Source organism: Bengtsoniella intestinalis (genome assembly GCF_039719005.1).
GTDB lineage: Bacteria > Bacillota > Clostridia > Oscillospirales > Oscillospiraceae > Oscillibacter > Oscillibacter intestinalis.
Genome location: NZ_CP133584.1, coordinates 3,695,351 through 3,721,390, shown reverse-complemented (window position 1 = coordinate 3,721,390; position 26,040 = coordinate 3,695,351). Strand labels below are relative to the sequence as shown.

24 protein-coding genes and 1 riboswitch are annotated in these 26,040 nt (G+C 49.5%); of the genes, 10 read left to right on the top strand and 14 right to left on the bottom strand.

The features are described 5' to 3' along the window. Positions 1–3: 3 nt before the first annotated feature. Positions 4–1,044, top strand: a complete 1,041-nt coding sequence (locus tag RFF05_RS17695) for an aldose epimerase family protein (protein WP_409968316.1) — start codon at positions 4–6, stop codon at positions 1,042–1,044. Between the two features lie 186 nt (positions 1,045–1,230). On the opposite strand, the gene RFF05_RS17690 is transcribed toward RFF05_RS17695, so the two are convergent. The 5 genes from RFF05_RS17690 to rimM all read right to left on the bottom strand — a co-directional run bounded on the left by RFF05_RS17690 (position 1,231) and on the right by rimM (position 5,931). Next, entirely contained in the window at positions 1,231–1,569 is a 339-nt protein-coding gene (locus tag RFF05_RS17690) for a hypothetical protein (protein WP_409968315.1), read from the bottom strand. After that, complete coding sequence (locus RFF05_RS17685; protein ID WP_409968314.1) at positions 1,566–3,182, bottom strand: TRAP transporter permease; 1,617 nt, start codon at positions 3,180–3,182, stop codon at positions 1,566–1,568. The genes RFF05_RS17690 and RFF05_RS17685 overlap by 4 nt, the downstream gene beginning before the upstream one ends. 144 nt (positions 3,183–3,326) lie before the next feature. Beyond that, a complete protein-coding gene (locus RFF05_RS17680; RefSeq protein ID WP_409968313.1) occupies positions 3,327–4,352 on the bottom strand; it encodes a TAXI family TRAP transporter solute-binding subunit in 1,026 nt (341 codons plus the stop codon). 315 nt (positions 4,353–4,667) lie between these two features. Beyond that, complete coding sequence (gene trmD, locus RFF05_RS17675) at positions 4,668–5,438, bottom strand: tRNA (guanosine(37)-N1)-methyltransferase TrmD (protein WP_409968312.1); 771 nt, start codon at positions 5,436–5,438, stop codon at positions 4,668–4,670. Further along, positions 5,428–5,931, bottom strand: a complete 504-nt coding sequence (gene rimM / locus RFF05_RS17670) for a ribosome maturation factor RimM (protein WP_409968311.1) — start codon at positions 5,929–5,931, stop codon at positions 5,428–5,430. The genes trmD and rimM overlap by 11 nt, the downstream gene beginning before the upstream one ends. A gap of 363 nt (positions 5,932–6,294) precedes the next feature. Between rimM and RFF05_RS17665 the strand changes: the two genes are divergently transcribed. The 3 genes from RFF05_RS17665 to RFF05_RS17655 all read left to right on the top strand — a co-directional run bounded on the left by RFF05_RS17665 (position 6,295) and on the right by RFF05_RS17655 (position 8,935). Further along, positions 6,295–7,317 carry a G5 domain-containing protein gene (locus RFF05_RS17665; RefSeq protein WP_409968310.1) on the top strand — a complete coding sequence of 341 codons (1,023 nt, stop codon included), beginning with the start codon at positions 6,295–6,297 and terminating at the stop codon, positions 7,315–7,317. 186 nt (positions 7,318–7,503) lie between these two features. Further along, complete coding sequence (locus tag RFF05_RS17660) at positions 7,504–8,436, top strand: ComEC/Rec2 family competence protein (RefSeq protein WP_409968309.1); 933 nt, start codon at positions 7,504–7,506, stop codon at positions 8,434–8,436. A gap of 28 nt (positions 8,437–8,464) precedes the next feature. Further along, positions 8,465–8,935: a hypothetical protein gene (locus RFF05_RS17655; protein WP_409968308.1), complete on the top strand. Its 471-nt coding sequence runs from the start codon at positions 8,465–8,467 to the stop codon at positions 8,933–8,935. Between the two features lie 51 nt (positions 8,936–8,986). Here RFF05_RS17655 and RFF05_RS17650 read toward each other — a convergent pair whose 3' ends face one another. The 3 genes from RFF05_RS17650 to cysE form a co-directional block, all read right to left on the bottom strand. Beyond that, complete coding sequence (locus tag RFF05_RS17650; protein WP_409968307.1) at positions 8,987–11,044, bottom strand: YgiQ family radical SAM protein; 2,058 nt, start codon at positions 11,042–11,044, stop codon at positions 8,987–8,989. A 204-nt stretch (positions 11,045–11,248) separates the two neighbouring features. Beyond that, on the bottom strand, positions 11,249–12,697 hold the full coding sequence (gene cysS, locus RFF05_RS17645; RefSeq protein ID WP_409968306.1) for a cysteine--tRNA ligase: 1,449 nt from the start codon (positions 12,695–12,697) through the stop codon (positions 11,249–11,251). Then, positions 12,697–13,389, bottom strand: coding sequence for a serine O-acetyltransferase (cysE, locus tag RFF05_RS17640; protein WP_409968305.1), 693 nt, complete (start codon positions 13,387–13,389; stop codon positions 12,697–12,699). Before cysE ends, cysS begins: the two co-directional genes overlap by 1 nt. A gap of 675 nt (positions 13,390–14,064) precedes the next feature. Then, a riboswitch (glycine riboswitch) is annotated at positions 14,065–14,166 on the top strand. 100 nt (positions 14,167–14,266) lie between these two features. Here cysE and RFF05_RS17635 point away from each other — a divergent pair. Next, positions 14,267–15,727: an alanine/glycine:cation symporter family protein gene (locus RFF05_RS17635; RefSeq protein ID WP_409968304.1), complete on the top strand. Its 1,461-nt coding sequence runs from the start codon at positions 14,267–14,269 to the stop codon at positions 15,725–15,727. 69 nt (positions 15,728–15,796) lie between these two features. Here the strand turns inward: RFF05_RS17635 and RFF05_RS17630 are convergent, their stop codons facing one another. The 4 genes from RFF05_RS17630 to RFF05_RS17615 are packed head-to-tail and all read right to left on the bottom strand — an operon-like array spanning position 15,797 to position 18,155. Further along, on the bottom strand, positions 15,797–16,555 hold the full coding sequence (locus tag RFF05_RS17630; RefSeq protein WP_409968303.1) for an exonuclease SbcCD subunit D: 759 nt from the start codon (positions 16,553–16,555) through the stop codon (positions 15,797–15,799). Next, the gene (locus RFF05_RS17625; protein ID WP_409968302.1) at positions 16,543–16,890 is read right to left on the bottom strand and encodes an exonuclease SbcCD subunit D; all 348 of its coding nucleotides are present in this window, start codon (positions 16,888–16,890) and stop codon (positions 16,543–16,545) included. Before RFF05_RS17625 ends, RFF05_RS17630 begins: the two co-directional genes overlap by 13 nt. Next, a complete protein-coding gene (locus RFF05_RS17620) occupies positions 16,890–17,369 on the bottom strand; it encodes a YbaK/EbsC family protein (protein WP_409968301.1) in 480 nt (159 codons plus the stop codon). The genes RFF05_RS17625 and RFF05_RS17620 overlap by 1 nt, the downstream gene beginning before the upstream one ends. Positions 17,370–17,381: 12 nt before the next feature. Beyond that, a complete protein-coding gene (locus RFF05_RS17615) occupies positions 17,382–18,155 on the bottom strand; it encodes a TIGR00282 family metallophosphoesterase (RefSeq protein WP_409968300.1) in 774 nt (257 codons plus the stop codon). 164 nt (positions 18,156–18,319) lie between these two features. Between RFF05_RS17615 and RFF05_RS17610 the strand changes: the two genes are divergently transcribed. Both RFF05_RS17610 and RFF05_RS17605 read left to right on the top strand, forming a co-directional pair. Next, positions 18,320–19,213 (top strand): LysR family transcriptional regulator, encoded by an 894-nt coding sequence (locus tag RFF05_RS17610; protein ID WP_409968299.1) that lies wholly within the window; start codon positions 18,320–18,322, stop codon positions 19,211–19,213. A gap of 21 nt (positions 19,214–19,234) precedes the next feature. Then, positions 19,235–19,783 carry a PIN domain-containing protein gene (locus RFF05_RS17605; RefSeq protein WP_409968298.1) on the top strand — a complete coding sequence of 183 codons (549 nt, stop codon included), beginning with the start codon at positions 19,235–19,237 and terminating at the stop codon, positions 19,781–19,783. Positions 19,784–19,832: 49 nt separating this feature from the next. Here the strand turns inward: RFF05_RS17605 and RFF05_RS17600 are convergent, their stop codons facing one another. Continuing rightward, positions 19,833–20,609, bottom strand: a complete 777-nt coding sequence (locus tag RFF05_RS17600; protein ID WP_409968297.1) for an enoyl-CoA hydratase-related protein — start codon at positions 20,607–20,609, stop codon at positions 19,833–19,835. 196 nt (positions 20,610–20,805) lie between these two features. Here RFF05_RS17600 and rpoN point away from each other — a divergent pair, with 196 nt between their 5' ends. The 3 genes from rpoN (at position 20,806) to RFF05_RS17585 (ending at position 24,007) form a co-directional block, all read left to right on the top strand. Next, the gene (rpoN, locus tag RFF05_RS17595) at positions 20,806–22,152 is read left to right on the top strand and encodes an RNA polymerase factor sigma-54 (RefSeq protein WP_409968296.1); all 1,347 of its coding nucleotides are present in this window, start codon (positions 20,806–20,808) and stop codon (positions 22,150–22,152) included. Between the two features lie 140 nt (positions 22,153–22,292). Continuing rightward, positions 22,293–22,616, top strand: coding sequence for a PadR family transcriptional regulator (locus tag RFF05_RS17590; protein WP_409968295.1), 324 nt, complete (start codon positions 22,293–22,295; stop codon positions 22,614–22,616). Beyond that, on the top strand, positions 22,613–24,007 hold the full coding sequence (locus RFF05_RS17585; RefSeq protein ID WP_409968294.1) for a DUF2812 domain-containing protein: 1,395 nt from the start codon (positions 22,613–22,615) through the stop codon (positions 24,005–24,007). The genes RFF05_RS17590 and RFF05_RS17585 overlap by 4 nt, the downstream gene beginning before the upstream one ends. 53 nt (positions 24,008–24,060) lie before the next feature. On the opposite strand, the gene ligA is transcribed toward RFF05_RS17585, so the two are convergent. After that, a complete protein-coding gene (gene ligA, locus RFF05_RS17580) occupies positions 24,061–26,034 on the bottom strand; it encodes an NAD-dependent DNA ligase LigA (protein WP_409968293.1) in 1,974 nt (657 codons plus the stop codon). Positions 26,035–26,040 lie beyond the last annotated feature (6 nt).

Below are 26,040 nucleotides of genomic sequence, written 5' to 3'. Positions count from 1 at the left end.
CCCATGACGACTGCCACCATCCGCCCCTTCGGAACCTGCGTCTTGGGTGCAGTGGACTGTATCACCTTGACCAATGACGCTGGAATTACAGTGGAACTGATCACCCTTGGCGCCACCATTGCCAACGTGATGGTACCCGACAAAAACGGCACCCCTGTTGATATTTCCTTGGGCTATGACACGCCCCAAGCCTATTTGGACGCCCCTGCCTATGCTGGCGGTTGCATCGGTCGGTATGCCAACCGTATTGGCAACTCCACCTTCATTTTAGAGGGAGAAACCCTCCATGTGACCCCCAACCAAAATGGTGTTCACCATCTACACGGTGGTGCTTTTGGCTATGATAAACGGCTGTGGACTGCAATCTGTAACGATGACGGCTCTGCCACCTTCCATCTCACCGATCAAGATGGCACCGAAGGCTACCGCGGCACTGTGGAGGTGGATGTCACCTTCACGCTGACTGCTCACCAGCTTCACATCACCTATCGTGCCCAAACCGACACCACCACCGTGGTGAACCTAACCCATCATCCCTATTTCAACTTGGACGGTCACGATGCTGGCACCGTGGCAACGCACACCTTACAACTAGATGCCCCCTTCTACACCCCAGCCGACGACGCAGGTATCACCACTGGGGAGATTTCCACCGTGACTGGCACCCCCTTGGATTACACTGCCTGTAAAGCCGTTGGCCTTGCCATTGCAGACCACAGTTTGACCGTCACCCGTGGCCTTGACCACAACTTTGTTTTAGGTGCACACAAAGCCTCAGACTTTGTTGCCACCATCTCCAGCGCAAACAGCGGCATCACTCTGGCTTTCGCCTCCTCCCTACCCTGTATCCAAGTGTACACAGGTGGCTTTTTCGGCAACCAAACTGGCAAGGGCGGTGCCTTGTACCACAACCACTCTGGCATGGCACTAGAACCTCAATTCCCACCCAACTCCGTCAACTTCCCCCATTTCCCCTCCCCTGTGTTGCAGGCTGGTGACGTGTACAACCACACCATCACCTATGGCTTTGGCGTGGTAAAATAAAATTGCACCCCAACCCTTGTAGGGGAGCCCATTGGGCTCCCGGCGGTATTGGCTTTAAAATTGCAAAAATGTCGGGCGAATTCGTAGAATGTTACGAATTCGCCCGACATTTTGCGTATACTCAGCAGTTGCTGCACGGGAGGCTACTAGCCTCCCCTACAAGAGTAGCTCTTTCATATATCAAATTTACGCTTCCAGCAAGCCAGCCTTTTTGGCGGTGGCGTATTGGTAGAAGCACAGACCGAACACCAGCACCAAGCCAATCACATCGGTGAAGGTACCAGGCACCAGCAGGGTCAAGCCACCAGCCACAAGCAGGCCACGGACAGCCCAATTCATAGTGCAGTAGAAGAAGCCACTGAGGCCAGCGGCCACACCAAAAATACCAATCATAGCGGTGATGCAAATCAGCACCACTTCATACCACACGGTATCGATGAACAGCATTTCAGGGCTCATGGCAAAGATGTAAGGCACGATGAAGGCGGCAATGGCAAGCCGTGTGGCGTTGAAGGCCGTTTTCATGGGTGGTGCCTTGGCGATGGCAGAGCCAGCATAGGCGGCCAGTGCAACAGGGGGGTGATGTCAGCCACGATGCCAAAGTAGAACACGAAGAAGTGAGCGGCCATAGGCACAATGCCAATGGCGTCATTCATCAAAATAGGCGCACAGGTGGCAGCCATAATGCAATAGTTAGCAGTGGTAGGCACGCCCATGCCCAAGATGATACAGCAAATCATGGTCAAGAACAGAGCAATGAATGCCTGCCCGTTTGCCACGTTGACAATGGCAGAAATCAGCTTGGAAGCCAAACCAGTGGAGGTGATGCACCCAGCCACAATACCAGCCATGGCGCAGGCGGCGGCCACGGTGATGGTACCACGGGCGCCTGCTTCCAATGCGTCGATGCACTTTTGGAAGGTGATGGGTTGGTCACGGTTGACGATACCCACCAAAATGGTGACTGCAATGGCAATGGCGGCAGATTTTTGCATGGTGTAAGTACCTGTGGTCACCAGATACACCAGTGTGACCAGAGGTGCCAGCAAATACATTTTACGCACCAAGTCTTTGAATTTAGGGAGTTCCTCACGGGGAATACCCTTCAAGCCCAACTTTTTGGCTTCCAGATGGACGGCGAAGTAAATGCCGATAAAATACAGTGCGGCAGGCAAAATAGCACGGACAGCCACTTCAGAATAAGCCACGCCCATGTATTCCGCCATCAAGAAGGCGGCGGCACCCATGATGGGAGGCATGATTTGACCGCCAGTGGAAGCGGCGGCTTCAACAGCGCCAGCAAATTCACCTTTGTAACCAGTTTTCTTCATCATGGGAATGGTGATGGAACCAGTGGTCACGGTGTTACCCACAGAGGAACCAGACACCATACCGCACAATGCAGAGGAGATAACTGCCACCTTGGCAGGACCACCAGCCGAGGAGCCAGCGGCGCAGTTTGCAAAGTTAATGAAGAAGCTAGAAATCCCTGTGCGTTCCAAGAAGGCACCGAAGATGATGAACACCACGATGTACTTGGCGGCCACGTCGATGGGGGTGTTCATCACACCAGAGGTAGCATAGAACAGGTCATAAATCACCTTGCCGAAGCGAACGCTAGAGAAGGTGTACACCAACAGGGCACCCACCACGCAGAGGATGGGGATACCCACGCAACGACGGCACAGTTCCACCAAGGACAAAATACCGATGATGGCAATGACCACCATAAAAGTATCGTTGGTGACTTTACTAGACAGCTTAATGATTTCGGTTGCGTTGAAACGATAGTAGAAAAAGCTACCAGCGCCAGCCACCATAATCAAAATATCATACCAAGGCATTTGGTTGACTCGCACCTTGCTTTTGAACATGGGGTAGCTCAAATAGCCGATGATGACCACCAACCCCAAAAAAGTAGTCAAGCGGACTTCACGCATTTCTGTGGAATACAGGGTGACCCACATACTATACACAGAGAACAGCGCCATCAAAATACGAATCAGTTGCTTGGGAAGCCCTTCCCAAATGCGGGTGTTTGACTCTAAGTCAAACTTTTTCATCATGGCATCCACTTCGGCGGCAGTTTCTGCATCCAATCCGCCTTCCATTTGCGGTTCTTTATTCAAATCACTCATGAAATATTCCTTCCTTCTTTTCACGTTGCTGTGCAATCGGAGGGGATTCTGCAAACCAGGACATCCTCCCATTGCACAGATATATACCAGAAACTACGGCGAGAAAATCTCGCCGTAGTTCCCAGACAATGGATGTTTTAAATCTTATTTGGTTGCAACTTCAATGCCTTGTTCTGCAAAGTAAGCAGCAGCGCCAGCATGGTAAGGCACAGCAGTCACAGAAGCGGCAAAGTCCAGATCCAGAGCAGCACCCTTAGCATGGTCGGTGGTGGGGTTGTTGTAGATGGTGGACACGAAATCGTAGATAGCTTCATCAGCCACATCGTCACGAGCGATGACAACAGCACCCACAGCCACGGTGGAAGCATCTTCGTCCAAACCGTAGGTATCAGCAGTGATGGTCACAGCAGTGTAGTAGGGGGAAGCAGCCAGCAGAGCGTCGATGTATTCTGCTTCGATGCTGACCAAGTACACTTGCTTAGAAGTGGACAAAGAGGTAACGGAAGTGGTGGGAGCACCAGCAACCACGAATGCAGCATCAATCTTGCCGTCCAACAGGCTATCGGTGGAGTTACCGAAGTCTTCGTAGGTAGCGTTGATGTCGTCTTCGGTCAAACCGTAAGCGCCCAGAATGTCGATGGCGTTGAAGTACACACCAGAACCAGAAGCACCGATGGACACGTTCTTGCCAGCCAAATCAGCCACAGTGGTGATGGAGGGGTCGCAGGTAACGATTTGCACTTCTTCCAGATACAGAGCAGCCACGGTGGAGAAACCAGTGACAGCGCCCAAATCAGCATAGGTGCCGATGCCGTCGTAAGCGTAAGCCATAACGTCGGATTGGCAGAAAGCCATTTGAGCATCGCCCATATCCAAAGCATCGATGTTAGCAGCAGAACCACCAGAGGTGATAGCAGTGACAGTGGTGTTGGTTGCGCCAGAGACTTGGCCAGCCAGCACGCTACCAAAGCCGTAGTAAGTACCTTGGTCGCCGCCAGTGGAGAAGGTCAAATCATAGGATTCGCCAGAGCTTGCGGTTTCAGTGGTAGCAGCTTCAGTGGTGGTGGTGGATTCGGTGGTGGTAGTGGTGGAGCTAGTATCGCTAGAACTACAAGCCACCAAGCTCAATGCCATTACAGACACCAACAGCATGGAAAACAGTTTCTTCATGATAAAAATCCTCTTTCATTCTTCATTATAGCTTGGTACGAAACCTCGCCTGATTGCATTATTATACCCCACCTACATTCAAATTTCAAGTCTTTTTTTGAAAAAAACTATTATTTTTGCAAGTGTTGCCAGTTCAACTTGCAAAACTGTTCATTTTGACGCAATTATTATAAAGGCGACTATACTGGACAAAGGGTTTTTGTATAGAAGTGACAAGGAAAACTTTGTCCCCTCCTTTCTATTTATTTTCCCCCTTTGGCACACACATTGAAAACGGCAAGGATTTTCACCCTTGCCGTTTCTATCATGATCGTATTACGTCTTGTTCTCTTGTGCCACTTCCTCTTTCGCCTGTTGCAAAATCTTTCGCTCCGCCTTGGTGGTCAAGGTTGTTTCATCGAATTTGGCAAATAGATCTGGGCGACGGATCATGGTGCGCTTATAGCTTTCCTTTTTTCGCCAAGCCGCCACGTTGCCATGGTGACCCGACAACAGCACTTCTGGCACAGAGCGACCGTGCCACTGCTCTGGACGAGAATATTGAGGATGCTCCAACAAGCCATCCCAGTGAGACTCTTCCATGAAGCACTCTGCATCAGGCAACACCCCTGGCACCATACGACAAATGGCATCGGCCACCGCCATGGCTGGGATTTCACCGCCTGTGAGCACAAAGTCCCCCATGGACAATTCTTCGTCCACACATTCATCGATGAACCGCTGGTCAATGCCCTCGTAATGGCCACAGATCAAAATCAAATGGTCGTAGCTGTCTTTCAGCTCCCGTGCCACTGTTTGGTCAAAGGTACGCCCACAAGGTGACATGAAAATAGTACGGCTTTTTTCCATACCAGCTTCTTCTTTAATATGTGCCCAACAACGATACAAGGGATCTGCCTGCATCACGGCCCCACGTCCGCCCCCATAGGGGTAATCATCCACCTGCATTTGCTTGTTGGTGGTATAGTCACGGATTTGGTGGCTCTTAATTAAAATGTGGCCCCGTTGTTGCCCACGACCAATGATACTCGTTTGCATCATGGCATCCACGCTGTCGGGAAACAACGTCATAATATCAATTCTCATCGGTTGCAAGCCCCTCCATCACATGAATGACCATGCGATTGTCCTCAACGCTGACAGATTTGATGAACACCTCTGGTACCGCTGGCACCAAATATTCTCTCTCCCCACGAATGGTATACACATCGCTGGCAGGATAATGCTCTACCTGCACCAATTTACCCAAACAATCCCCTTCTTCAGAGAAGACGTCAAACCCAATCAGCTCTTCATCAAAACAAAAATCTTCTGCCACGTCCATATCGCTGCGACGCACCATAATATCTTTATTTTTATAGGTTAAGGCGGTGTTCATATCTTCCACATTTGGTAACTTCATTAAAATCAAATGCTTGTGAATTTGCATGGCGGTGGGCTTGTATAGTTGCCCATCGATATAAATGGTTTTCAAATCAGTCAACAACTTGGGGTCTCCATGGGCTGGTACCACCCGCAATTGACCGCGAATACCATGGGCGTTGACGATTTTACCCATGTTAATGGATTCTAATTTCATAAAATGGCTCCTTTTTGCCTGCACTATTTATATATAGTATACCTGCTTTTTATCTTCGGGGCAAGACTTACTGATAAAAAAATGCCTTTCCCCTCTATTTATTCACAGAATTGACGCAATCGGCAAAGAATCGCACAAACATTTACAGGATGTATCATGCAAATATCGTGCACATTGTGCATATTTTGCAACTATTTTATGAACTCGACTTTGAAATGCTTGACATCCATTGGCAAAAGGTGTATACTGAGCAAAGTTTTCCAAACGGTAACAAATAGTTACAATTTTGTGACTGGATGTTACAATTCCATTCATTGAACCCTGAATGGCCACTCGGAAAACCATAACATGGAGGTATTTATATTGTATAAACTCAAACACCCTTGGACCCAAGCTTTCCGCTGTCCTGCACAGTGGTTTGTTTGCATCTTGGCTGTTGTCATGGTGGGGTATACGTTGATGGAGCCAGCAACGGCTTTGTATGCCCTCTCCACACCTGAGGAAGATGTGTTGGTTTTGTCCACCACCTCTTTGCAAGGCTCTGCCTTGAATGCCACTCAGATCTACACAAGCCAAACCGTTCAAGGCGGGGACATTGTCCTGACTGCTGGCGAAACATTGGTGATCACCTATCACGGTGAAGAAGTCACCACCCAAACCAAAGCAGAAACCATTTCCCAACTCTTAGATCGCCTTGGCTATTCCCCCAGTCCTCTGGACTTGATTGTGGCAGACTTTACCGACGCCCAAGCCACAGTCATCGTAGACTCTAACTTCACCTATTATGAACAAGCAAAAGAAGTGTCTACCTACGAAACCCAACGCATTGCCAACCCCACTCTGCCTGAAGGCACTGAAAACATCATCCAGCAAGGTCAAGATGGCGAAAGTGTCAACACCTACGAGGTGGTTTATGCTGATGGCGCATTGCTCTCCCGTCAACTGGTGGGGCAAACCGACTCCACCGTGGTGGATGAAATCATCGAATACGGCACCGCCGCTTTGGATGTAGGCCGTAACGACCCCTTGGTGGATGTGGTCACCTTTGAAGATGGCAGTGGCTATTTGAGCTTTGAATCTGGCGCCACCCTCACCTTCTCTGGCACCAAAGGCATGACCGCCACCGCTTACACTGGCGGCGTGGGCAAAGTGGGCTGGATTACAGCCACTGGAACCTACGTTCATGTGGGTGTCATCGCCGTGGACAAATCCGTCATTCCTCTAGGCACCAAGATGTTCGTGGTCACTGACAGCGGCATCGTCTATGGCACAGGCGTGGCAGAAGACACTGGCGTCATCGGCAACATCGTAGACTTGTACTACGATACCTATGATGAATGTATCAATTTCGGTCGTCGCAGTTGCACCGTATATTTCATCGACTAATTAAAGAGGGTGTATAAAAAGTGGCAAGCCACTTTTTATACACCCTCTTTGCATCGCTTGCGCGATGCCAGTCCCCCGCACCTTCTTCCCTTTGGAACAGATTTTTCAACCGCATCATTTTTTCCATTTTTTTATTGCAATGTCCCTACAAATTTGCTATACTAAATAGTGAATTGAGGTGGTTACATGCTGGTTCTAGATTTCATCAACGTAGGCGAAGGAGATGCAACCTTAGTGCGCCAAGTGGAACACGGCGAAACCTTGTTCTCCATGCTCATTGACTGTGGACACGATGAATTGGTACGCCCTAGCGACTTATCCAAACGGATTTACGCTGGGGATTTTTTGCGCCAAAATAACATAACATCCCTTGATTTACTAGTGCTGACCCACTATCACCGTGACCACGTAGGCGGTATTGGCCGTGTGCTTGCACAATGCCACGTAAAAGAAGCCTTCGCCACCTACTTTCCCCCTGATACCCACGATCCTCTTGACCCTGAAGCAGACAACGGCTTGCCCAAGGGTGCTCGCAACGTAGTGCGTTGGTTAGATGCGTTCAACTGCGGTTGGCAAGCTTGGAAACACAAAGTGGACACCATCACCACCTTTTCTGGCGTGGCCATTGAACCGCGACAGCCCACCCCAGATTTAACCATTTCCATCATCCCCAGTGAACGGGGCTTCTACCCCAGACAAACCCAACTCTACGACGCCGTATTCTCTGGAGAGCGTGACCCCTATCAACTGATGCAATGGGCCAAAAGCTTAAACCCTTCTAGCCTACGCATTCGCCTCAGCTACCACGGTAAAGACGTGGTCATCGGCGGTGATTTATACGGGGTTATGTGGGATGCCAACACCACGGCACCCTGCCACATTTTAAAAGTACCCCACCACGGCTCTGTGTCCTCGGTGACCCGTAAAATGCTCTCTCAGCTACAGCCTGAAATTTGTGTACTCAGCGTGTCTAGTACCCGACACGACGAAAAACCCCACCCCTTTGCCTGTAGCTTGATCCAACAATACTGCCAACACATCCACTGCACAGACGCTGTGGCGTTGGAGGGATATTTAACCCCAGTCTATCATGAATCTGTACATTTTGAACTAGAATAATTGTTTATCAACCAAAGAGGAGCAAATCATGAACTCTATTTCTTATTTTTTCATTGCTGCCGCCGTGGGCTTTGTTGTCATGGCAGCCATCACCGCACAAGCCATTGAAGCCCTATTCACCACCCCCATCCTCATCCGAAATGCCTTTGTCAAAGATCCTGATTTCCAAGTGGCAACGGCGCGTATGCGCAGTCGGCAGGTGGCAATTTTACTCACCATTCCCTCTATCATTATTTGTGCCATTATCACCATCTTTTTAAGCGACTCACTGCTGTGGGGCTATTGGTTTGGTTTTGTGGTGGCATTGGTTGTCAGCTACCAGCGCTTCCAACCCAATCGAGTGGAAAATCAAGAAAAATTCAAACAGTCCTACATCGACTGCTTCTCCGACTTCCAACCCCCTGTGGTAGAAACACCTGCCGTTGAGGAGGATGACCATAGCGATGGCGACGATGACAAAGATGACCTAGATGTGGTACCTGTGTCACGACCCAGATGATATGAAAGACCGAGAAATCTTTAATTTCTCGGTCTTTTTTTGCAATTATGATTACTTTTTAGGGGCTGTGTCACTTTTTTTCATAGGCTTGCGACCCACGCTCACTTTTTTAGAAGGCTTGGCTTTTGCCCAGCCTTTTTTGGGGGCGGGTTTTTGCTCTGGCGTGGTTTTGCCTGTGGGTTTGCCTGCAGACTTGCCAGTGGATTTACCACCTGTTTTGCCTGTGGGCTTGCCACCTGTTTTGTCGCCTTTACCGCCTGTTGCCTTGCCGGCAATGGGCTTTTTCCCTTGATAGCCGCCGCCTTTATGGGCGCCTGCTGGGCGGATGAGACAATGCTTTTCAAAGCCAATCAAATCTTGGCGGTCAGCCTTTTCAAGAGCCTCTTTCACCAACATATAGTTCTTGGGATTGCGATACTGAATCAGCGCCCGTTGCATGGCCTTTTCATGGGGGTCAGTGGGCACATACACACTCTTCATCGTGCGAGGGTCAAGTCCAGTGTAATACATGGCGGTGGAGATGGTAGAGGGTGTGGGGTAAAAATCTTGCACCTGCTCTGGCATATAACCCAAATCTCGGAGATATTCTGCCAAGGTGATGGCTTCTTGCAGTGTGGAACCGGGGTGGCTAGACATTAAGTAAGGCACCACGAATTGATTTTTTCCCATTTTTTCGTTGAGCCGCTTGTACTTATCCAAAAACTTTTTATACACATGGTTGCCCGGTTTGCCCATCATCTCTAGCACAGGGTCAGCCACATGCTCTGGGGCCACCTTCAACTGCCCAGACACATGATGTTCCACCAGTTCACGGAAGAAGGTTTCATCTTTATCCGCCACCAGATAGTCAAAGCGGATACCACTGCGGATGAACACCTTTTTCACCTTGGGCAACTCCCGCAACTTGCGCAAAAGACTCAAGTAATCCTTGTGGTCAACCTTCAAATTTTTACATGGCGTGGGGAACAGACATTGCTTATTGGGACAAACCCCTTTTGTCAATTGCTTTTCGCAACTGGGGGCACGGAAGTTGGCAGTGGGGCCACCCACGTCGTGAATATAGCCCTTAAAGTTCTCATCCCAAATCATTTGAGACGCTTCATTGACGATGGACTCATGGCTACGGGTCTGCATAATCCGCCCCTGATGGAAGGTCAAGGCGCAGAAGCTACAGCCCCCGAAACAACCACGGTTGGAGGTCAAACTAAACTTCACCTCTTCAATGGCGGCCACCCCACCCAATGCTTCATAGCTGGGATGGTAGGTGCGTTGATAGGGCAAGCCATAGATATGATCCATCTCACTTTGGGTCAATGGCTCTTGGGCAGGGTTTTGCACCACAAAGCCTTGGCGTTCATACCCTTCCACCAATCGCTTACCAATGTAAGGGTCGGTGTTGCAATATTGGACGTAAAAACTTTCCGCATACTTTCGTTTATCATCCAAAAGTGCTTCATAAGATGGCAACAACTGATAATCATATACATTGTCTAATGATTTTGTACGATAAACCGTACCATTGACGAAGGTGATATCATGGATATCAATGCCACTATTGAGGGCATCCGCCACTTCCACAATGCTTTTCTCCCCCATGGCATACAGCGCCAAATCGGCTTGAGAATCTAGCAAAATAGAGCGTTTTAAACTGTCAGACCAGTAATCGTAGTGTGCCAAACGGCGCAAACTGGCCTCGATACCGCCGATGATGATGGGGGTGTGGGGATAGCGTTGGCGAATGAGATTGCAGTACACAGTGGTGGCGTAATCGGGTCGTTTCCCCATGGCACCACCGGGTGTAAAGGCATCAGACTTGCGTCTCTTTTTGGTGACCGAGTAATGGTTCACCATGGAATCCATGTTGCCACCCATCACCAAAAAGCCCAGTCGTGGGGTGCCCAAAGCTTGGATACTGGCAGGGTTTTTCCAGTTGGGCTGGGAGATGATACCCACCTTGTAGCCAGCGTCTTCCAACACACGGGAAATGATGGCGTGACCAAAGGTGGAGTGGTCAACATAGGCATCGCCGATGACATATACAAAGTCGCACTGTTCCCAACCACGACGTTCCATATCTTGTTTGGAAATAGGCAAAAAATCTTGAATCATAGTTCCTCCGTGGAGCCATTTTGGCTCATTTTATCCTTTTTATTGTACACCATGTGGGCGGGTCTGTAAAGTAAACATTTTGCGATGGCAACTCCATAACGTAGCGTAGGGAACGGTCTTGACCGTTCCGCTTCCTCCGTGACATCCACCTTGAGGGGCGGAATGGTCAAGACCATTCCCTACAATGTTTTCAATATATTGTTCTTACACACGCTTCCACTGGGCACCGCCAGCGATGTCGATGATTTCAATGCCTTGGGCTTTCAATTCATCACGAATGGTGTCAGCCTTGGCAAAATCCTTGGCTTTTTTGGCTTCGTAGCGCGCCATCACTTGGGCATCGATGGCTTCATCCCCTTCGCCAGTGACGGTGTAGCCTGCGCCAGCATGGGCTTTGGCTTCCGCCGCCATGGCTTCACGCTTGGCTGCGGCCTTTTCCAGCAGGTCAAAGCCCAGCACCACGTCAAATTCGCCCAACACTTGCAGTTTGGTTTGGTCGGTGGTTTTGGCTTTCAGCACGTCAAACAGGGCGGTGACCGCCAAGGAGGTATTCAAGTCGTTATCCAGTGCGGCAGCAAACTTGGCCCGCAGTTCATTGGCAACAGTTTCATCCACTTCACTGGTGTTGGGCTTCAAGCCAGCGATGCGTTTGAGCAGTTTATCAAAGGCCACTGCCGCATTGTCAAGGTTTTCAAAGGTGAACACCAAGGCCTTGCGGTAGTGAGATTGCAAGCAGAAATAGCGGTAGGCAATGGGGTCGTAGCCCTTTTCTTTCAGCAAAGACACGGTCAAAAACTCACCCTTAGACTTACTCATTTTGCCGCCACCCGTGTTCAGATGCAGTACGTGCATCCAGTAATTGCACCACTTGTGACCCAAGAAGGCTTCACTTTGGGCAATTTCGTTGGTGTGGTGAGGGAAGGCGTTGTCAATGCCACCGCAGTGGATGTCCAAATCTTCGCCCAAGTGCTTCAAGCTGATGCCAGAGCATTCAATGTGCCAACCGGGATAGCCAACGCCCCAAGGGGAATCCCACTTCAAGGCTTGGTCTTCAAACTTAGACTTGGTGAACCAGAGCACAAAATCGTTGCGGTTACGCTTGTTGGGGTCTTCTTCCACGCCATCACGGACGCCGATGGCCAAATCTTCTTCGTTTTGTTGGTTGAACACGTAATAATGTTCTAGCTTAGCACTGTCAAAATACACGTTGCCGCCAGCGATATAGCCGTAACCCTTTTCAATCAAGCCTTCAATCAGGGCGATGAATTCAGGGATACAAGCTGTGGCAGGTTCCACCACGTCTGGGGTTTTGATGTTCAAATCATCGCAGTCAGCAAAGAAAGCATCCGTGTAATATTGGGCAATTTCCATGATGGTTTTTTGTTCCCGTTGGGCACCTTTGAGCATCTTGTCTTCCCCAGTGTCACCGTCAGAAGACAGGTGACCCACGTCAGTGATGTTCATAACGCGCTTGACTGGATACCCAACATAGCGCAGGTATTTTTCCAGCACGTCTTCCATGATGTAAGAGCGCAGGTTGCCAATGTGGGCAAAGTGATACACAGTAGGGCCACAGGTATACATCTTCACCAGTTCAGGGTTGATGGGTACAAATTCTTCTTTTTTACGAGTCAGGGAGTTATATAGTTGCATTACGCAGACCTCTCTTTCGAATTGTTCAAGGTTAGGTTATTTTGTTTTTCTTGTTGCAATTGTTGTTCTAAGTCTTCCACTTTTGCGCGGAGTTCATCCAAGGCTTGGCGCACAGGGTCAATGACGTTGACTTGGTCGATTTCATCAGCATAATTGTGGCTCACCACCTGCCCATCCACACGGACAACGCGAGCAGGCACACCTACAGCAGTGGCACAGTCAGGGATTTCTTTGAGCACCACGGCATTGGCGGCGATACGGGCGTTGTCACCCACAGTGAACGGCCCTAACACACGGGCCCCAGAGCCAATGAGCACGTTGTTGCCAATGGTGGGGTGGCGCTTGCCTTGTTCCTTCCCAGTGCCGCCCAAGGTGACCCCTTGGTAAATCAGCACATCGTTGCCAATTTCCGTGGTTTCCCCAATGACAATGCCAGCCCCATGGTCAATGACCAGACGACGACCAATGGTGGCACCAGGGTGGATTTCAATGCCAGTGAAAAACCGAGACCATTGAGAGATAACGCGCGCCAAAAATTTTAGTTTATGGCGGAAGCACCAGTTTGCAAAACAGTGGTAGAGGACAGCGTGCACCCCTGAGTAAAGCAAGAAGATTTCCACCTTGCTACGGGCGGCAGGGTCACGCTTTTGGTAGGCGGTGAGCAACTCACCAAGATAGGTTTGCTTTTTCATAATTTGCTCCTTATAATAAGGTGAGGGGAATCAAACCCCTGTCGGTTTTCGACCTGAGATTTTGCGCAAGGAGGAGGCAGCCTTGCTGACGCGAGGCAATGACGACGAGGGCAAAAGCACCAAAAAGTACCACTGATGGGCGACAGTGGTTCGACTCCCCTCACCTTTAGGTCGAAGGGCAACAAAAAACACCCCACGTACCAAAGTACGAGAGGCGACGTATCGCGGTTCCACTCTCATTTTTCACTCAAGGGGGTTTTAACGCAACCCAAAACGGAGGGATTTTGCATTTCTGCCTTGCCCACACGCTCCCAGACGCACTTTCATCTCCACCACTGTGAGCTGGCTTTCAGCCGATGACCCGCTCTCTCTGCCCAATGGATTGGGGATTACTCTTTCTGATCCACACGTAAAGTATCTTGCTATCTAATATACTATCAAACTTCCCAATTTGTGTCAAGTAAAGCTTTGAAAAAATCGGTTACCTTCCAAAAATTCCACAGTGGAAAAACATTTATCCCGTCTGCGACTACAGAATCGTGTAATTGTACACAAAAAATTCATAATTGTATCTTTCCACTTTGTGGAAATCACAGGAATTGGAAATACCCTATTGCAATTAGAAATTGACTGTGATACCATAGGCCTAACTTAAATACGGTGTACGTCCCAATCGATGTACACTCTGGAGAAGCTCACAAAGATGTGAGGACCGAAGGTGGAGGACCAGCGATGATGCTGGTTGAGTCTCTCAGGTAAAAGGACAGAGTTTTGTGTGTAACACGTTCCTTTATTTGCGAGTGACCATCATGGTTCCTCGCTCTTTTTTATTTTTCCAGAGATTTGAGCAAACGGAATTGTAAAAGGAGAAAAAATCATGGTAGATCAAATTACAAGTATTAACAGCGCAGTCAATGGCTTTGTATGGGGCATCCCTGTATTGTCCTTGCTCATCGGTGTCGGCATCTTGATGACCGTCCTCACTGGTGTGTTCCAAATCACCCACTTTAAGCACTGGGTGAGCTCCACCATCGGTAGCATGTTCAGCAAGAACAATGCCGCTCACGAAACTGACGACATTTCCATCTCCCCTTTCCAAGCACTGTGTACCGCTCTGGCAGCCACCGTTGGTGTTGGTAACATCGCTGGTGTTGCTTCCGCCATCGTCTCTGGTGGTCCTGGTGCTGTGTTCTGGATGTGGTTGGCTGCCTTCGTAGGCATGATGACCAACTACTCTGAAAACGTGTTGGGTATCTACTATCGTGTGAAAAATGAAAACGGCGAATGGGCCGGCGGTGCTATGTACTACCTGTCTCGCGGTTTGAGCAACAAGGCCGCAGGTAAGGTGCTAGCTACCTTGTTTGCTGTCTTCGCTGTGTTGGCTTCCTTCGGTATTGGTAACGCCAGCCAAGTGAACACCATCGCTTCCAACATGACCTCTGCTTTCTCCATTCCTTCCCTTGTCACTGGCGTGGTGCTGATGATTCTGGCTGGTTTGGTCATCGTGGGTGGCCTGAAGCGTATTGCCTCTGTCACTGAAAAAATCGTGCCTCCTATGGTGGTGCTGTATCTGGTGGGTGCTTTTGTCATCGTCATCATGAACGCTGACATGATTGGTGCTTCCTTCGCCGCTATCTTCCAATATGCCTTCGGCCTGAAAGCCTTCGGCGGTGCTGCTGTTGGTGTGGCTGTGAAAGCCGCTGTCACCATGGGCTTCAAGCGTGGCGTGTTCTCCAACGAAGCTGGCTTGGGTTCTTCTGTTATGGTTCACTCCGCTTCTAGCGTGAAGGAACCTGTCCAACAAGGCATGTGGGGTATCTTTGAAGTCTTCGCCGATACCATCATCGTGTGTACTTTGACCGCTCTGGTTGTTTTGACCTCTGGTTTGATTGACTTGGAAACTGGTGTACTGCTCACCGAATCCAGTGGCTCTGTGCTGGTGTCTGATGCTTTTGCAAACTGCTTCGGTTACGCTGGTAGTGCTTTCATCGCCATTGCTATTCTACTGTTCGCTTTCTCCACCGTTCTGGGTTGGAGCTACTACGGCACCAAGTCTTGGGAATATCTGTTCGGCACCAAGTCCACCATCATCTACAAAGTGGTGTTCGTGCTGTTCGTTGTGGTTGGTGCAACCATGAACCTCACTCTGGCTTGGGATATCTCCGATACTTTCAACGGTTTGATGGCTCTACCCAACTTGGTGGGTGTGTTGTTCCTGTCTCCTGTGGTTATGAAAATCACCAAAAACTACATCGCTCGTACCTTCAAAGGCGAAAAGATTGCTCCCATGCTTTCTGCTGATGAAGCCATCCAAAAAGAACACGCTGACGCTATCTAAGCTGTTGCGTTCGAAAAACCCTGCCTGTGAAAACAGGCAGGGTTTTTTGCATACATTATAATAACATACTCACAACATATCACGATTGTCCAACGCCGCCAAACCGTAACGCGCCGCCAAGGCAATGGCATGGCGGTCTTGGTCTGTTGTGGCGGCATCTAATTTGAGCTTCAACTCTTGCAAAAATAAGCCGCGCAAGGAGTCCTCCCCTGCCAAAGACCAAATATCTTGGGCGATGGTGGTTTCATCTCGGATTTCCAAGGCATAAAATTGCGCGGTCAATATGGATTCTAACGCTTTAACATCCAAACCTGTTTCATCTGTTTCTCCCGTGAGAAGGATGCGATACAAATGGGATTGGGTGTCTTGTGGCAAGGCATTTTCAATGGCCTCCAGTGGTGCTTTCCCTGTCACATCCACAGTGATGAGTTCACTGCAACGACGACCGAACGGCACAAATGTCACCTTTACAGTTCCAGTGGCATCCACCTCCCCTTGATAAAATCCCTTTTGGCCCAATTCGTCAAACCCACGGCCTTCCATGCAACCGCTATAGGCATACACAGTTTTGCCAAGGATCGCAGGCTCGGACCGCTTATGCACATGGCCTAGCGCCAAATAGGCAAGCCCACTTTGGGCAACATCTTCTTTGCTGATGGGGTTATAACGGCTTTCGCCAGAGCGCATATCCCCATGAAGCACCCCAAAATGAATCCGCCCATCCTCTGGCATAGACCAGTTTACAAGGGCGCCGTCCACATGGTCAGCTTGAATGAACCCAGCCCCAGAAACCGTTGCGTTCCACTGGGGAAATTCTAAGGTTTCCATGGTGCTGGTTTTGAATACATGGACGTTATCACTCCACGCCAGCGTCCGATAAAAGCTGTTTGTGCCACAAAAATCATGGTTACCGGGGCAACGACCACCTGTGCCTTCATCCGCCCCAAGGCGGCGGCAACGGCTTTGCCCGTTTGAGAAAACAGCTCCTCAGAATCTAGCAAATCCCCTGACAACAACACCAAATCCACAGCGTTTTCGTTCACGTAGTCAGCCAACGCTGACACCAAATCCCGTCCTTCTTGACGGCGCTCAACGGCTTTTTCAGGGCTGATTGCCCCGAAGGCGCTGTCCAAATGAAAATCGCCTGCATGAATAAACCGCATTACACTTCCTCCTGACGCCAGCCCTTACACACATCCACCCAAGTGGCGGAGGTGTAGCGTTCTAGCTCTTCCATCGTCATTTCAATGGCAGAATTGCTGCTGCCTGCAGCAGGAAACACCGTTTCAAACCGCTTCAATGAGACATCTAAATATAGCGCCACCCCAGCATTGACTGCAAAGGGGCAAACACCACCCACTGCGTGGCCAATCAACTCTTCCGCTTGGTCATAGGCCACCATAGCGGCCTTGCCGTGAAAGGTATCTTTATAGCGGCGATTGTCTACCTTGGTATCCCCAGCGCACACCACCAAAATCACCGCATCACCCATGGTAAAGCCCAAGGTTTTGGCAATACGGGCAGGTTCAACGCCTACTGCTTGTGCCGCCAGCTCCACCGTGGCAGAGGATACAGGAAACTCTAAAATCCGTTGGGCAATGCCCAAGGCTTCAAATTCTGCTCTTACTTTTTCAATGGACATGGTTCTTTCTCCTTAGCGAATGTCAATCCGTTTCACACTGGTGCAAAGTCCAGTCTCAGATTCTAATGTGAAAATGGCACCTTGCAATTTGCACGCACCTGTTGGCGATTCATATCGCCCAGGGAAGCCACCTAAAAAACTCTCCACCGACTGCTCTGGACGTACCCCCAGCACCGATTCGATAGGCCCTGTCATCCCCAAATCACTGATATAGCCAGTGCCTTTGGGATACACCCGTTCGTCGGCAGTGGGCACATGGGTATGGGTGCCCCACATGGCGGAAATCCGCCCATCCAAATAATACCCCATGGCCAACTTTTCACTGGTGGCTTGGGCGTGGAAATCTAGCAGTGTGAAGGTAGGCTTCCCCTCTTTCAAAATAGCATCTGCTACGGTGAACGGGTTTTCCCCTTGCCAATACAAGTCGCACCGACCAATTAAATTGATAACGCGGACTTGGAACCGTCCTAAATCATAGATACCATGTCCACGCCCGGGGGCTCTGCCAGAAAAATTGGCAGGCCGTAAAATATAGCTTGCATCGTCTAAAAAATTGGCGATTTGTCGCTTCCCCATGGCATGATTGCCAAGGGTGATCACATCTGCACCAGCTTGGTACAAGCGTCGCGCTTCGTCTGGGGTAATGCCAACCCCAGAGGTATTTTCACCGTTGACCACGGTAAAATCAATTTTTTCCGCCCGTTGCACTTGCCGCAAATGGCGTTCCAAATGAGCCATGCCTTGCTCTGCCACCACATCTCCGATGGCTAAAACTTTAAATTCCATAGGTTTTCCTCCCCTTTTGTCTGCATAATTAAGGATAGTATAGCAAATTTCTCATCAAAATGGAAGAACCCTTGCAATATTCCTTGCAATTTTCAAAAAATAGTGTACACTATTAGTACAAGTAATGCAAATGCTATAAGATATAACCCAAAAGGAGGTTCCCCATGGCTGTGAAATTAGAATTGTATCGGGTGTTCAAAGAAGTTGCCGAAACGGGGAATATTTCCGTGGCGGCCAAAAACCTTTTCATCTCCCAATCTGCTGTGAGCCAGTCAATCAAGCAACTGGAAACCAGCTTGCAAGCTCGACTGTTCTCCCGTAGCCCACGGGGGGTGCGGCTCACTGGGGAAGGACAAATGCTTTACGATTATGTGCGCACCGCCTTGGGATTGTTGCAAACAGGGGAAGATAAACTTTCCCAAGCCCAACAGTTATTGGTGGGCACCTTGGTCATCGGCGCCTCTGACACTGTAACCAGTTGGTTTTTAACCCCGTATTTGGAGCAGTTCCATCGCCAACACCCCGGTATTCGGCTCAAAATTGTCAGCGGTCGCTCTGCGCAAGTGCTCAGCCAATTGAAAGCTGGCAGTGTCGACGTGGCCTTCGCCTCCTCTTCCACCGACATTGGCGCTTTTGACTGTTTGCCCTGCTTTGAAACCCACACCGCCTTTGTGGCAAGCCCCCACTATGACTGCGATTTTGACCACGAATACACCATGGAAGAGCTGGCGGCATTGCCCTTGATTTTGCTAGAACGCAAAGCCAATTCTCGGCTATTTTTAGACCAATGCCTTTTAAAAGAAGGCATTACGCTCAGCCCTGAAATTGAGGTTTCCTCTCGGGGATTGCTGGTTTCCATGGCTCGTATCGGCCTTGGCATTGCCAGCGTCACCCATGAATATGTGCAGCAATCCTTGCAAAGTGGCGAAATTCGCCAACTGAAAACCAACTTCAAAATTCCCCCACGGAGCGTCAGCATGTGTACGCTCCGTGACGTACCACCCTCCGCTGCCTGCACACGGTTCATGGATGTGGTGGCCACTTCTGTCAACAAATAAACCCATCAAAGTGAGACTTATATGATATTTTTAATCGATTTCGAAAACATTTCCACTGGTGGACTCACTGGCATAGACCAGCTGACCGCCAACGACCAAATCTTGCTGTTCTACTCCGAAATGGCAAATAAAATTTCCATCGACCTGCATCTACAGCTAGAGCGCTCTCCTGCTAAACGAGAATATTTTTGCGTGAAAACAGGGCGAAAAAATGCACTGGATTTCCAGCTTGCCACCCATCTTGGCTATCTCATCGCCAGCAATCCCAAAGAAGACTATGCCATCGTCAGCAAAGACGAAGGCTTTAACGCCTTGGTAGACTTTTGGAGTGTACGCAATTGCCATGTTCACCGTTGCGTGAATTTAATCCCAGCCCCCGTTGTCAATGGCGAAGCCCCCTCCCCTCTCAAAGAAGCGCTTCCCAATGATTTAGAGAAAATCCCAGCCATCGAAGAGATTATGGAAGAGTACCGAACTCGCCAAAACATCAACAACGCACTGGTGAAGGTGTTCGGTGCAGACAAAGCCTATCTACTCTACCGCGATATCAAGCATTTGATTAAAAAATAACTTAAAAGCCGTTCCTGCACAGCAGGAACGGCTTTTAAGTTATCTCATCTTATTGATTTTTAAATTCTGCAGTGCGCTTTTCCATAAAGGCGGTCATGCCTTCGGTTTGGTCATCGGTAGCAAAGCACATGCTGTATAGTTCATTTTCCAAAGCAATGGCACTGTCCATGTCCATTTGCATCCCACGTTCCACGCAGTTTTTGGTGAACTTCACGGCGATGGGTGCGTTTTTGGTGAAGGATTTTGCCATGTCCATGGCGCTGTCCATCAGTGCTTCTGGTGCATAGACATGGTTCACAAGACCGATTTCCTTGGCTTCAGCGGCGGCAATCATTTTACCAGAGAATAGCAATTCTTTGGCCACGGCAGTGCCCACACGGCGAGGCAGGCGTTGGGTGCCAGAGAAGCCAGCAGTGATGCCCAAAGACACCTCAGGTTGACCAAACTTTGCCTTTTCAGAGGCCACAATGATGTCGCAGGACATGGCCAATTCACAACCACCACCCAATGCAAAGCCATTGACTGCTGCAATGGTGGGCACGGTGAGCAATTCGATACGACGCATCACAGCGGAGCCACGTTGGCCGAATTTACGAGCCTTGAGCACATCCAAAGATTGTTGATACACAATGTCAGCCCCTGCCACAAAAGCACGGCCATCGCCAGTGATGATCAATGCGCCCAAGTCTGCATCTGCTTCCAATACAGTGAGCAGTTGTTCCAGCTCGGAAATAACGGTTTCGTTCAAAGCGTTCAATGCTTCGGGACGAGAAATGGTGGCAATGCCGATGTTATCGACTTTTTCATAACGAATGGTTTGATACATATGAAATATCCTCCTAATTTTTCAATTGTGAAACACAATTAAATGTATTAAAATAAAGTCTGTTAAAATTATAGCAAATTCAAACTCAAATTACTAGCCCTATTTTATCTTTTTTGGAATTTTTCCCACCCATCTTTTCATTTTCTAAAATTCATGGTATACTTGGTATAAAAATTGCTTACAACGGAGGTTGGATATGCACGATTTGGTTTTAAAAGCTGTCTTACAGCAACAATTAAAGCTGACCCCCCAGCTGATGCAGTCTATGGAAATCTTGCAAATGAACTCCCAAGAGCTCCTAGACCACTTGGGGCGTATCACCGAAGAAAACCCCCTCCTAGAGCAAGACGACTCTCACAATCTGCGCCAAGCCTACGAAGAATTGCGACAAAAAGCCAGTTGGCTTGACGGTGGTGTCTATGGTGCCACCTTTGCCCACGGCGAAAGCGAAACACCCCAACAAGGTGCCCACGACAAAGACATGGACAGTCTGTCCGCCTTCCTGTGTGATCAGTTAGAGCGCAAGCGCTTGCCCAAAGGACAACTGGCACTGTGTCGCTATTTGGCACAGCTGGTGGACGAAGATGGGCGACTGTTCCAAGAAGATATCGATGGACTCACTGCTTTAAAAATCCCCCAAACCATGGTTGACCAAGGGGTGGCACTGCTTCAATCCCTAGAGCCAACAGGTGTGGCGGCACGGTCACTGGAAGAATGCCTCACCTTACAATTACAGCGCCTAAAATCGGTGCCAGACGGCACTTTTGACATCGTTGCCAACTATTTAACCCAATTGAGCCGCAAGCATTACGGCGCCATCACCAAAGATTTAAGGCTCACCTTGTCCCAAATTCAAAAAGCCGAAGCCTGCATTGCCAGTTTAGAACCCCACCCCGGTCGCACCTTTCAACCTGCCGAGCCTACAGTTTACGTGCGTCCTGATGTGTTTGTGATTGACCTTGACGGTGAACTACAAATCGTGCTTAACGAGTATTATTTACCCCGTATTTCCATCAGTGCTTACTACACCAAATTGCTAAAAGAATCAGACGAAGCCGACTCTCGCACCTATCTAACCGAAAAGCTCCAACAAGCCAAGTGGCTCCTCAACGCCTTAGAGCGTCGTGGTTCCACCTTGCAACAATGCGCCAATGCCGTTCTAGAAACCCAACGCAACTTCTTTGCAGGCCATTCCACCGACCTTGCCCCTATGAAACTGTCCACCTTGGCAGAGCAAATCGGCGTGCACCCGTCCACCGTGTCACGGGCACTCCGTGGCAAGTATCTCCAATGTCGCCAAGGCACCTTCCCTATGCGGTACTTTTTCAGCCACGCTGTGGGCGAAGACGGCCTGTCTGAGCAAGCCATCAAGACACGGATTGCCAAGCTGGTGAAAGAAGAGTCGCCCCAAAAACCATTGAGTGACCAAAAAATTTGCACCCTGTTAGAGGAAGACGGCATCCAAATTGCACGGCGCACCGTCACCAAATACCGCATCGAACTGGGCTTCGGGTCATCTACAGCACGAAAAAAAAGAACATAACCCCATCACCATTGTGCCACGGCACGATGGTGATTTCACGTTTTCATCAAATGTTCATCAAATTTTTCCTTGACAATATCGATTATCGATGTTACACTGACGTCAAGTTATAACGATATTCGATATTAGGCGGTGACACCATGGCACGAGAAAAATTCCAAACCCTGACCGAGCAGATGTTTTACATCCTCCTCTGTCTCCAAGAAGAGCGCTGGGGCTCGGAAATCATGACCCATGTGCAGACTTTGACCGATGGTCGCATCACCATCGGCCCTGGCACGCTGTACAATTTATTGGAACAATTTGTCACTGCAAACATGATTGTCCAAACCAAAACCGAAGGCCGCAAACGGTGCTACCTCATCACCCAAACAGGGCTAGACGCCCTAGACAATGAGTACCAACGGCTCACCACCTTAACCCAACATTACCAGCATCTGCGGATGGGAAAGGATACACCATGAAAAAAAGACAACTGCTCTCCTTCTTGCCCTACGACCAAGTGGGCATGGAACAACACCTTGCCAAAATGGCTCGGAAAGGCTGGCGACTCAGCTCGATTTCCTCCTTCTGGACGTACGAAAAAGCCGAACCTGCGGAATTGCAATACTGCGTCACCTACTGCCCCAAGGCTTCTTACTACGACCCCAAACCCTCTGATGAACAGGAGACGTTTTACGACTACTGCCAAGACGCTGGCTGGGATTTGGTCTGCGAAAGCGGTGTGTTCCAGATTTTCGTGGCAAACCGCCTCGATCCCACCCCCATGGACACCGACCCACAGCAAAAGCTAGACACCGCCTGTGCCGCCATGAAGAAAATCTATGGGCCTGCCCATCTGCTGTTGATTGCGGTGTCTGCCATGCAAATCGCCATACAAATCAGCAACTTACGCTCTGACCCGCTGGCTTTTTTCTCCGATTATTTCGGTCTTTCCATGCTTTTGGCTTGGATTCTCATTCCTGCTTCTCTGTTGATTTCCTACGTCAGCTTTCGTCGTTGGAAGAAGGCTTGCCAAGTGTCACTTGATTGTGGGGACGATTATTTAGACGGTCACGACCGCTTCCGTTGGCTGACACGGCTGTTTATGGGCTGTTCTTTAGGTGCTATTCTGATCTCCTTTGCAGGACTGTTTTCCTTAGACTTCCCTGCCGCTCTCTTTGGATTGATTCCTGTGTTTGTAATGATTGTGGGTATCCGCCTACTGTCCAAAGGGATGAAAAAATGGGGTTGCAAAGCCTCCACCCATTTAATTGCGGTGATTTTGATGTGCATATTGGCCGTGCCAGCTATGTTGGCCCTGCTGACCCACCTGATTTTTAGCGACGTCATTTCCGCAGAGCGCACCACCACTCGCATCTATACTTACCCCGATTCCGACATAACCGTAGGGCTGTGGAACGATGACCTGCCCCTCTATGTGGAAGATTTGTACGATGTGGCGTTTGAAAACTACTCCTATGAATTGTTCCAATCCTCCTCTCTCTTCCTCACCTCTTTAACTGGCACCCAAGATAGTTTTGGCACTTTGGAAAGCGATGCAGACTACGTGCCTGACATGGAATACACCGTCCTGACTCCCCACTTTGACTGGATGTATGACATTGCTCTGGACAGCCTCATGACCCAGTTCCACTACGACTGGATGGAGGACTGGGAATACCGCTCCTTCTTCCCCATTGACGCGACGGATTGGGGCACGGAAACTGCCTATCAACTGCAAGATGAAGATGGCGATTGGCGACAAGATTTCATCTTAGAACAAGATGGGGTGTTGGTCTACATCCACCTCTTAGGATTCCCCGACGAAGTGAGCAAACAGCAGATGAACACCATTGTAGAAGCGTTGTTTTGATGCAAAAAGCCACCGTTGACAACCGTCAACGGTGGCTTTTCCCATCATTCATCTTACTCCATCATTGCCAAGAATTCATCTTCCGTCAATACGGGAATCCCCAGTGTTTCCGCCTTTTGCAGCTTAGAGCCTGCGGATTCACCAGCCACCACATAAGTGGTTTTCTTGGACACAGAGCCTGCGGCTTTGCCCCCCCGTTCCACCACCATGGCTTCCCCTGTTTTGCGGTCAACCTTGGACAAGGTGCCTGTCAGCACAAAGGTCATGCCTGCAAAACGGTCGTCCACTTGGGTTTTGGTGGCGGTCATATTGACCCCAGCATCCTTCAGCTTTTGGATTAAATCTTGAGACTGCTCGGCGGCGAAATAGTCCAAAATCCCTTGTGCCGTGATGGCACCCACATCGTCGATGGCAACCAGTTCTTCCAAGGTGGTGGTCTGCAAAGCTTCCATGGTGCCGTAGTGCTTTGCCAAAGATTGGGCGGCTTTTACACCCACTTGGCGGATGCCCAAGCCGAACAGCAGTCGGCTCAAGTCACGCTGTTTACTTTCTTCCAAGGCAGACACCAAATTTAATGCGGATTTTTCACCCATCCGCTCTAAATTCGCCACTTGTTGGGGGTCTAAGGTATACAAATCCGCTACAGTGGCAATTAGCTCGCTTTCCACCAACAACTGAACCACCGCTTGCCCCAAACCCTCAATATCCATGGCATCACGGGAGGCAAAATGGGTGATGTTGCGGAGTAATTGGGCTGGGCATTCCGCACCAGTGCAGCGGATGGCAACCCCATCTTCATCTCGATGGACATCTGCACCGCAAACAGGACAAGAAGTTGGGAATTGATATGGCTCTAGTCCTTCTGGGCGGTTTTTCGTCACCACAGATACAATTTCTGGGATAATCTCCCCTGCCTTTTGCACCATGACGGTATCGCCAATGCGAATGTCCTTTTCCGCAATAAAATCTGCATTGTGCAAGGTGGCACTTTGGACGGTGGTGCCTGCCAAATGGACAGGAGACAACACCGCACGAGGGGTCAGAACCCCAGTCCGTCCCACTTGAATCACAATGTCCAAAAGGGTGGCTTCCTTCTGTTCGGGAGGATATTTGTAGGCGATCGCCCACTTGGGATTTTTGGCGGTACTGCCCAAGATTTCCCGTTGGGCAAGACTATCCACTTTGATGACCGCACCGTCAATGTCGAAGGCCACATCATGGCGTGTTTGGTCAATATTGATGATTTCTTGCTGACAAGCGTTTTCACTTGTCAGCAACTTATTTGCAATAACTTTAAACCCTTGACTCCGCAAATAGTCCAAGCTTTCGCTGTGACTGGCAAAGGTCTTGCCTTCAGAGAGTTGGAGGTTAAAAACCAGTATATCCAACTGCCGTTTTGCCACCACTTGGGGGTCTAATTGGCGCATAGAACCTGCGGCGGCATTGCGTGGATTGGCGAACAAAGCCTCCCCATTTTCTTCTCGTTGGGCATTCAATTTGGCGAACACTTCCTTGCCCATGAACACTTCCCCACGGACGATGAGCCGTGGTAATTTGTCTGGCAAGACCATGGGAATGGAGCGGATGGTGCGGACGTTTTCCGTCACATCCTCCCCCACACGACCGTCCCCACGGGTGGCACCTTTGAAAAACACACCGTTGCGGTATTCAAGCGCCACCGACAAGCCATCCACTTTGGGCTCTACGCTATATGCCACTTCTCCCAAAGATTGAGACATTTTTTCGCAAAAAATCGCCACTTCTTCTGGAGAAAACACATCTTGCAAACTTTCTAAGGGCACATCGTGGGCATATTCTTGGAACCCTTCCAACAACTTGCCACCGATGCGTTGGGTGGGAGAGTCGGCGGTCACCTCTTCTGGGTGCTCTGCTTCCAATTCTTCCAAACGGTGGAGCAAACGGTCATATTCAAAATCCGACACTTTCGGGTCATCTAACACGTAATATTCATAGCCCATTTGGTGTAACTGGGTACGCAACTGGGCAATTTCTCTTTTGTAATCCATAGGAAC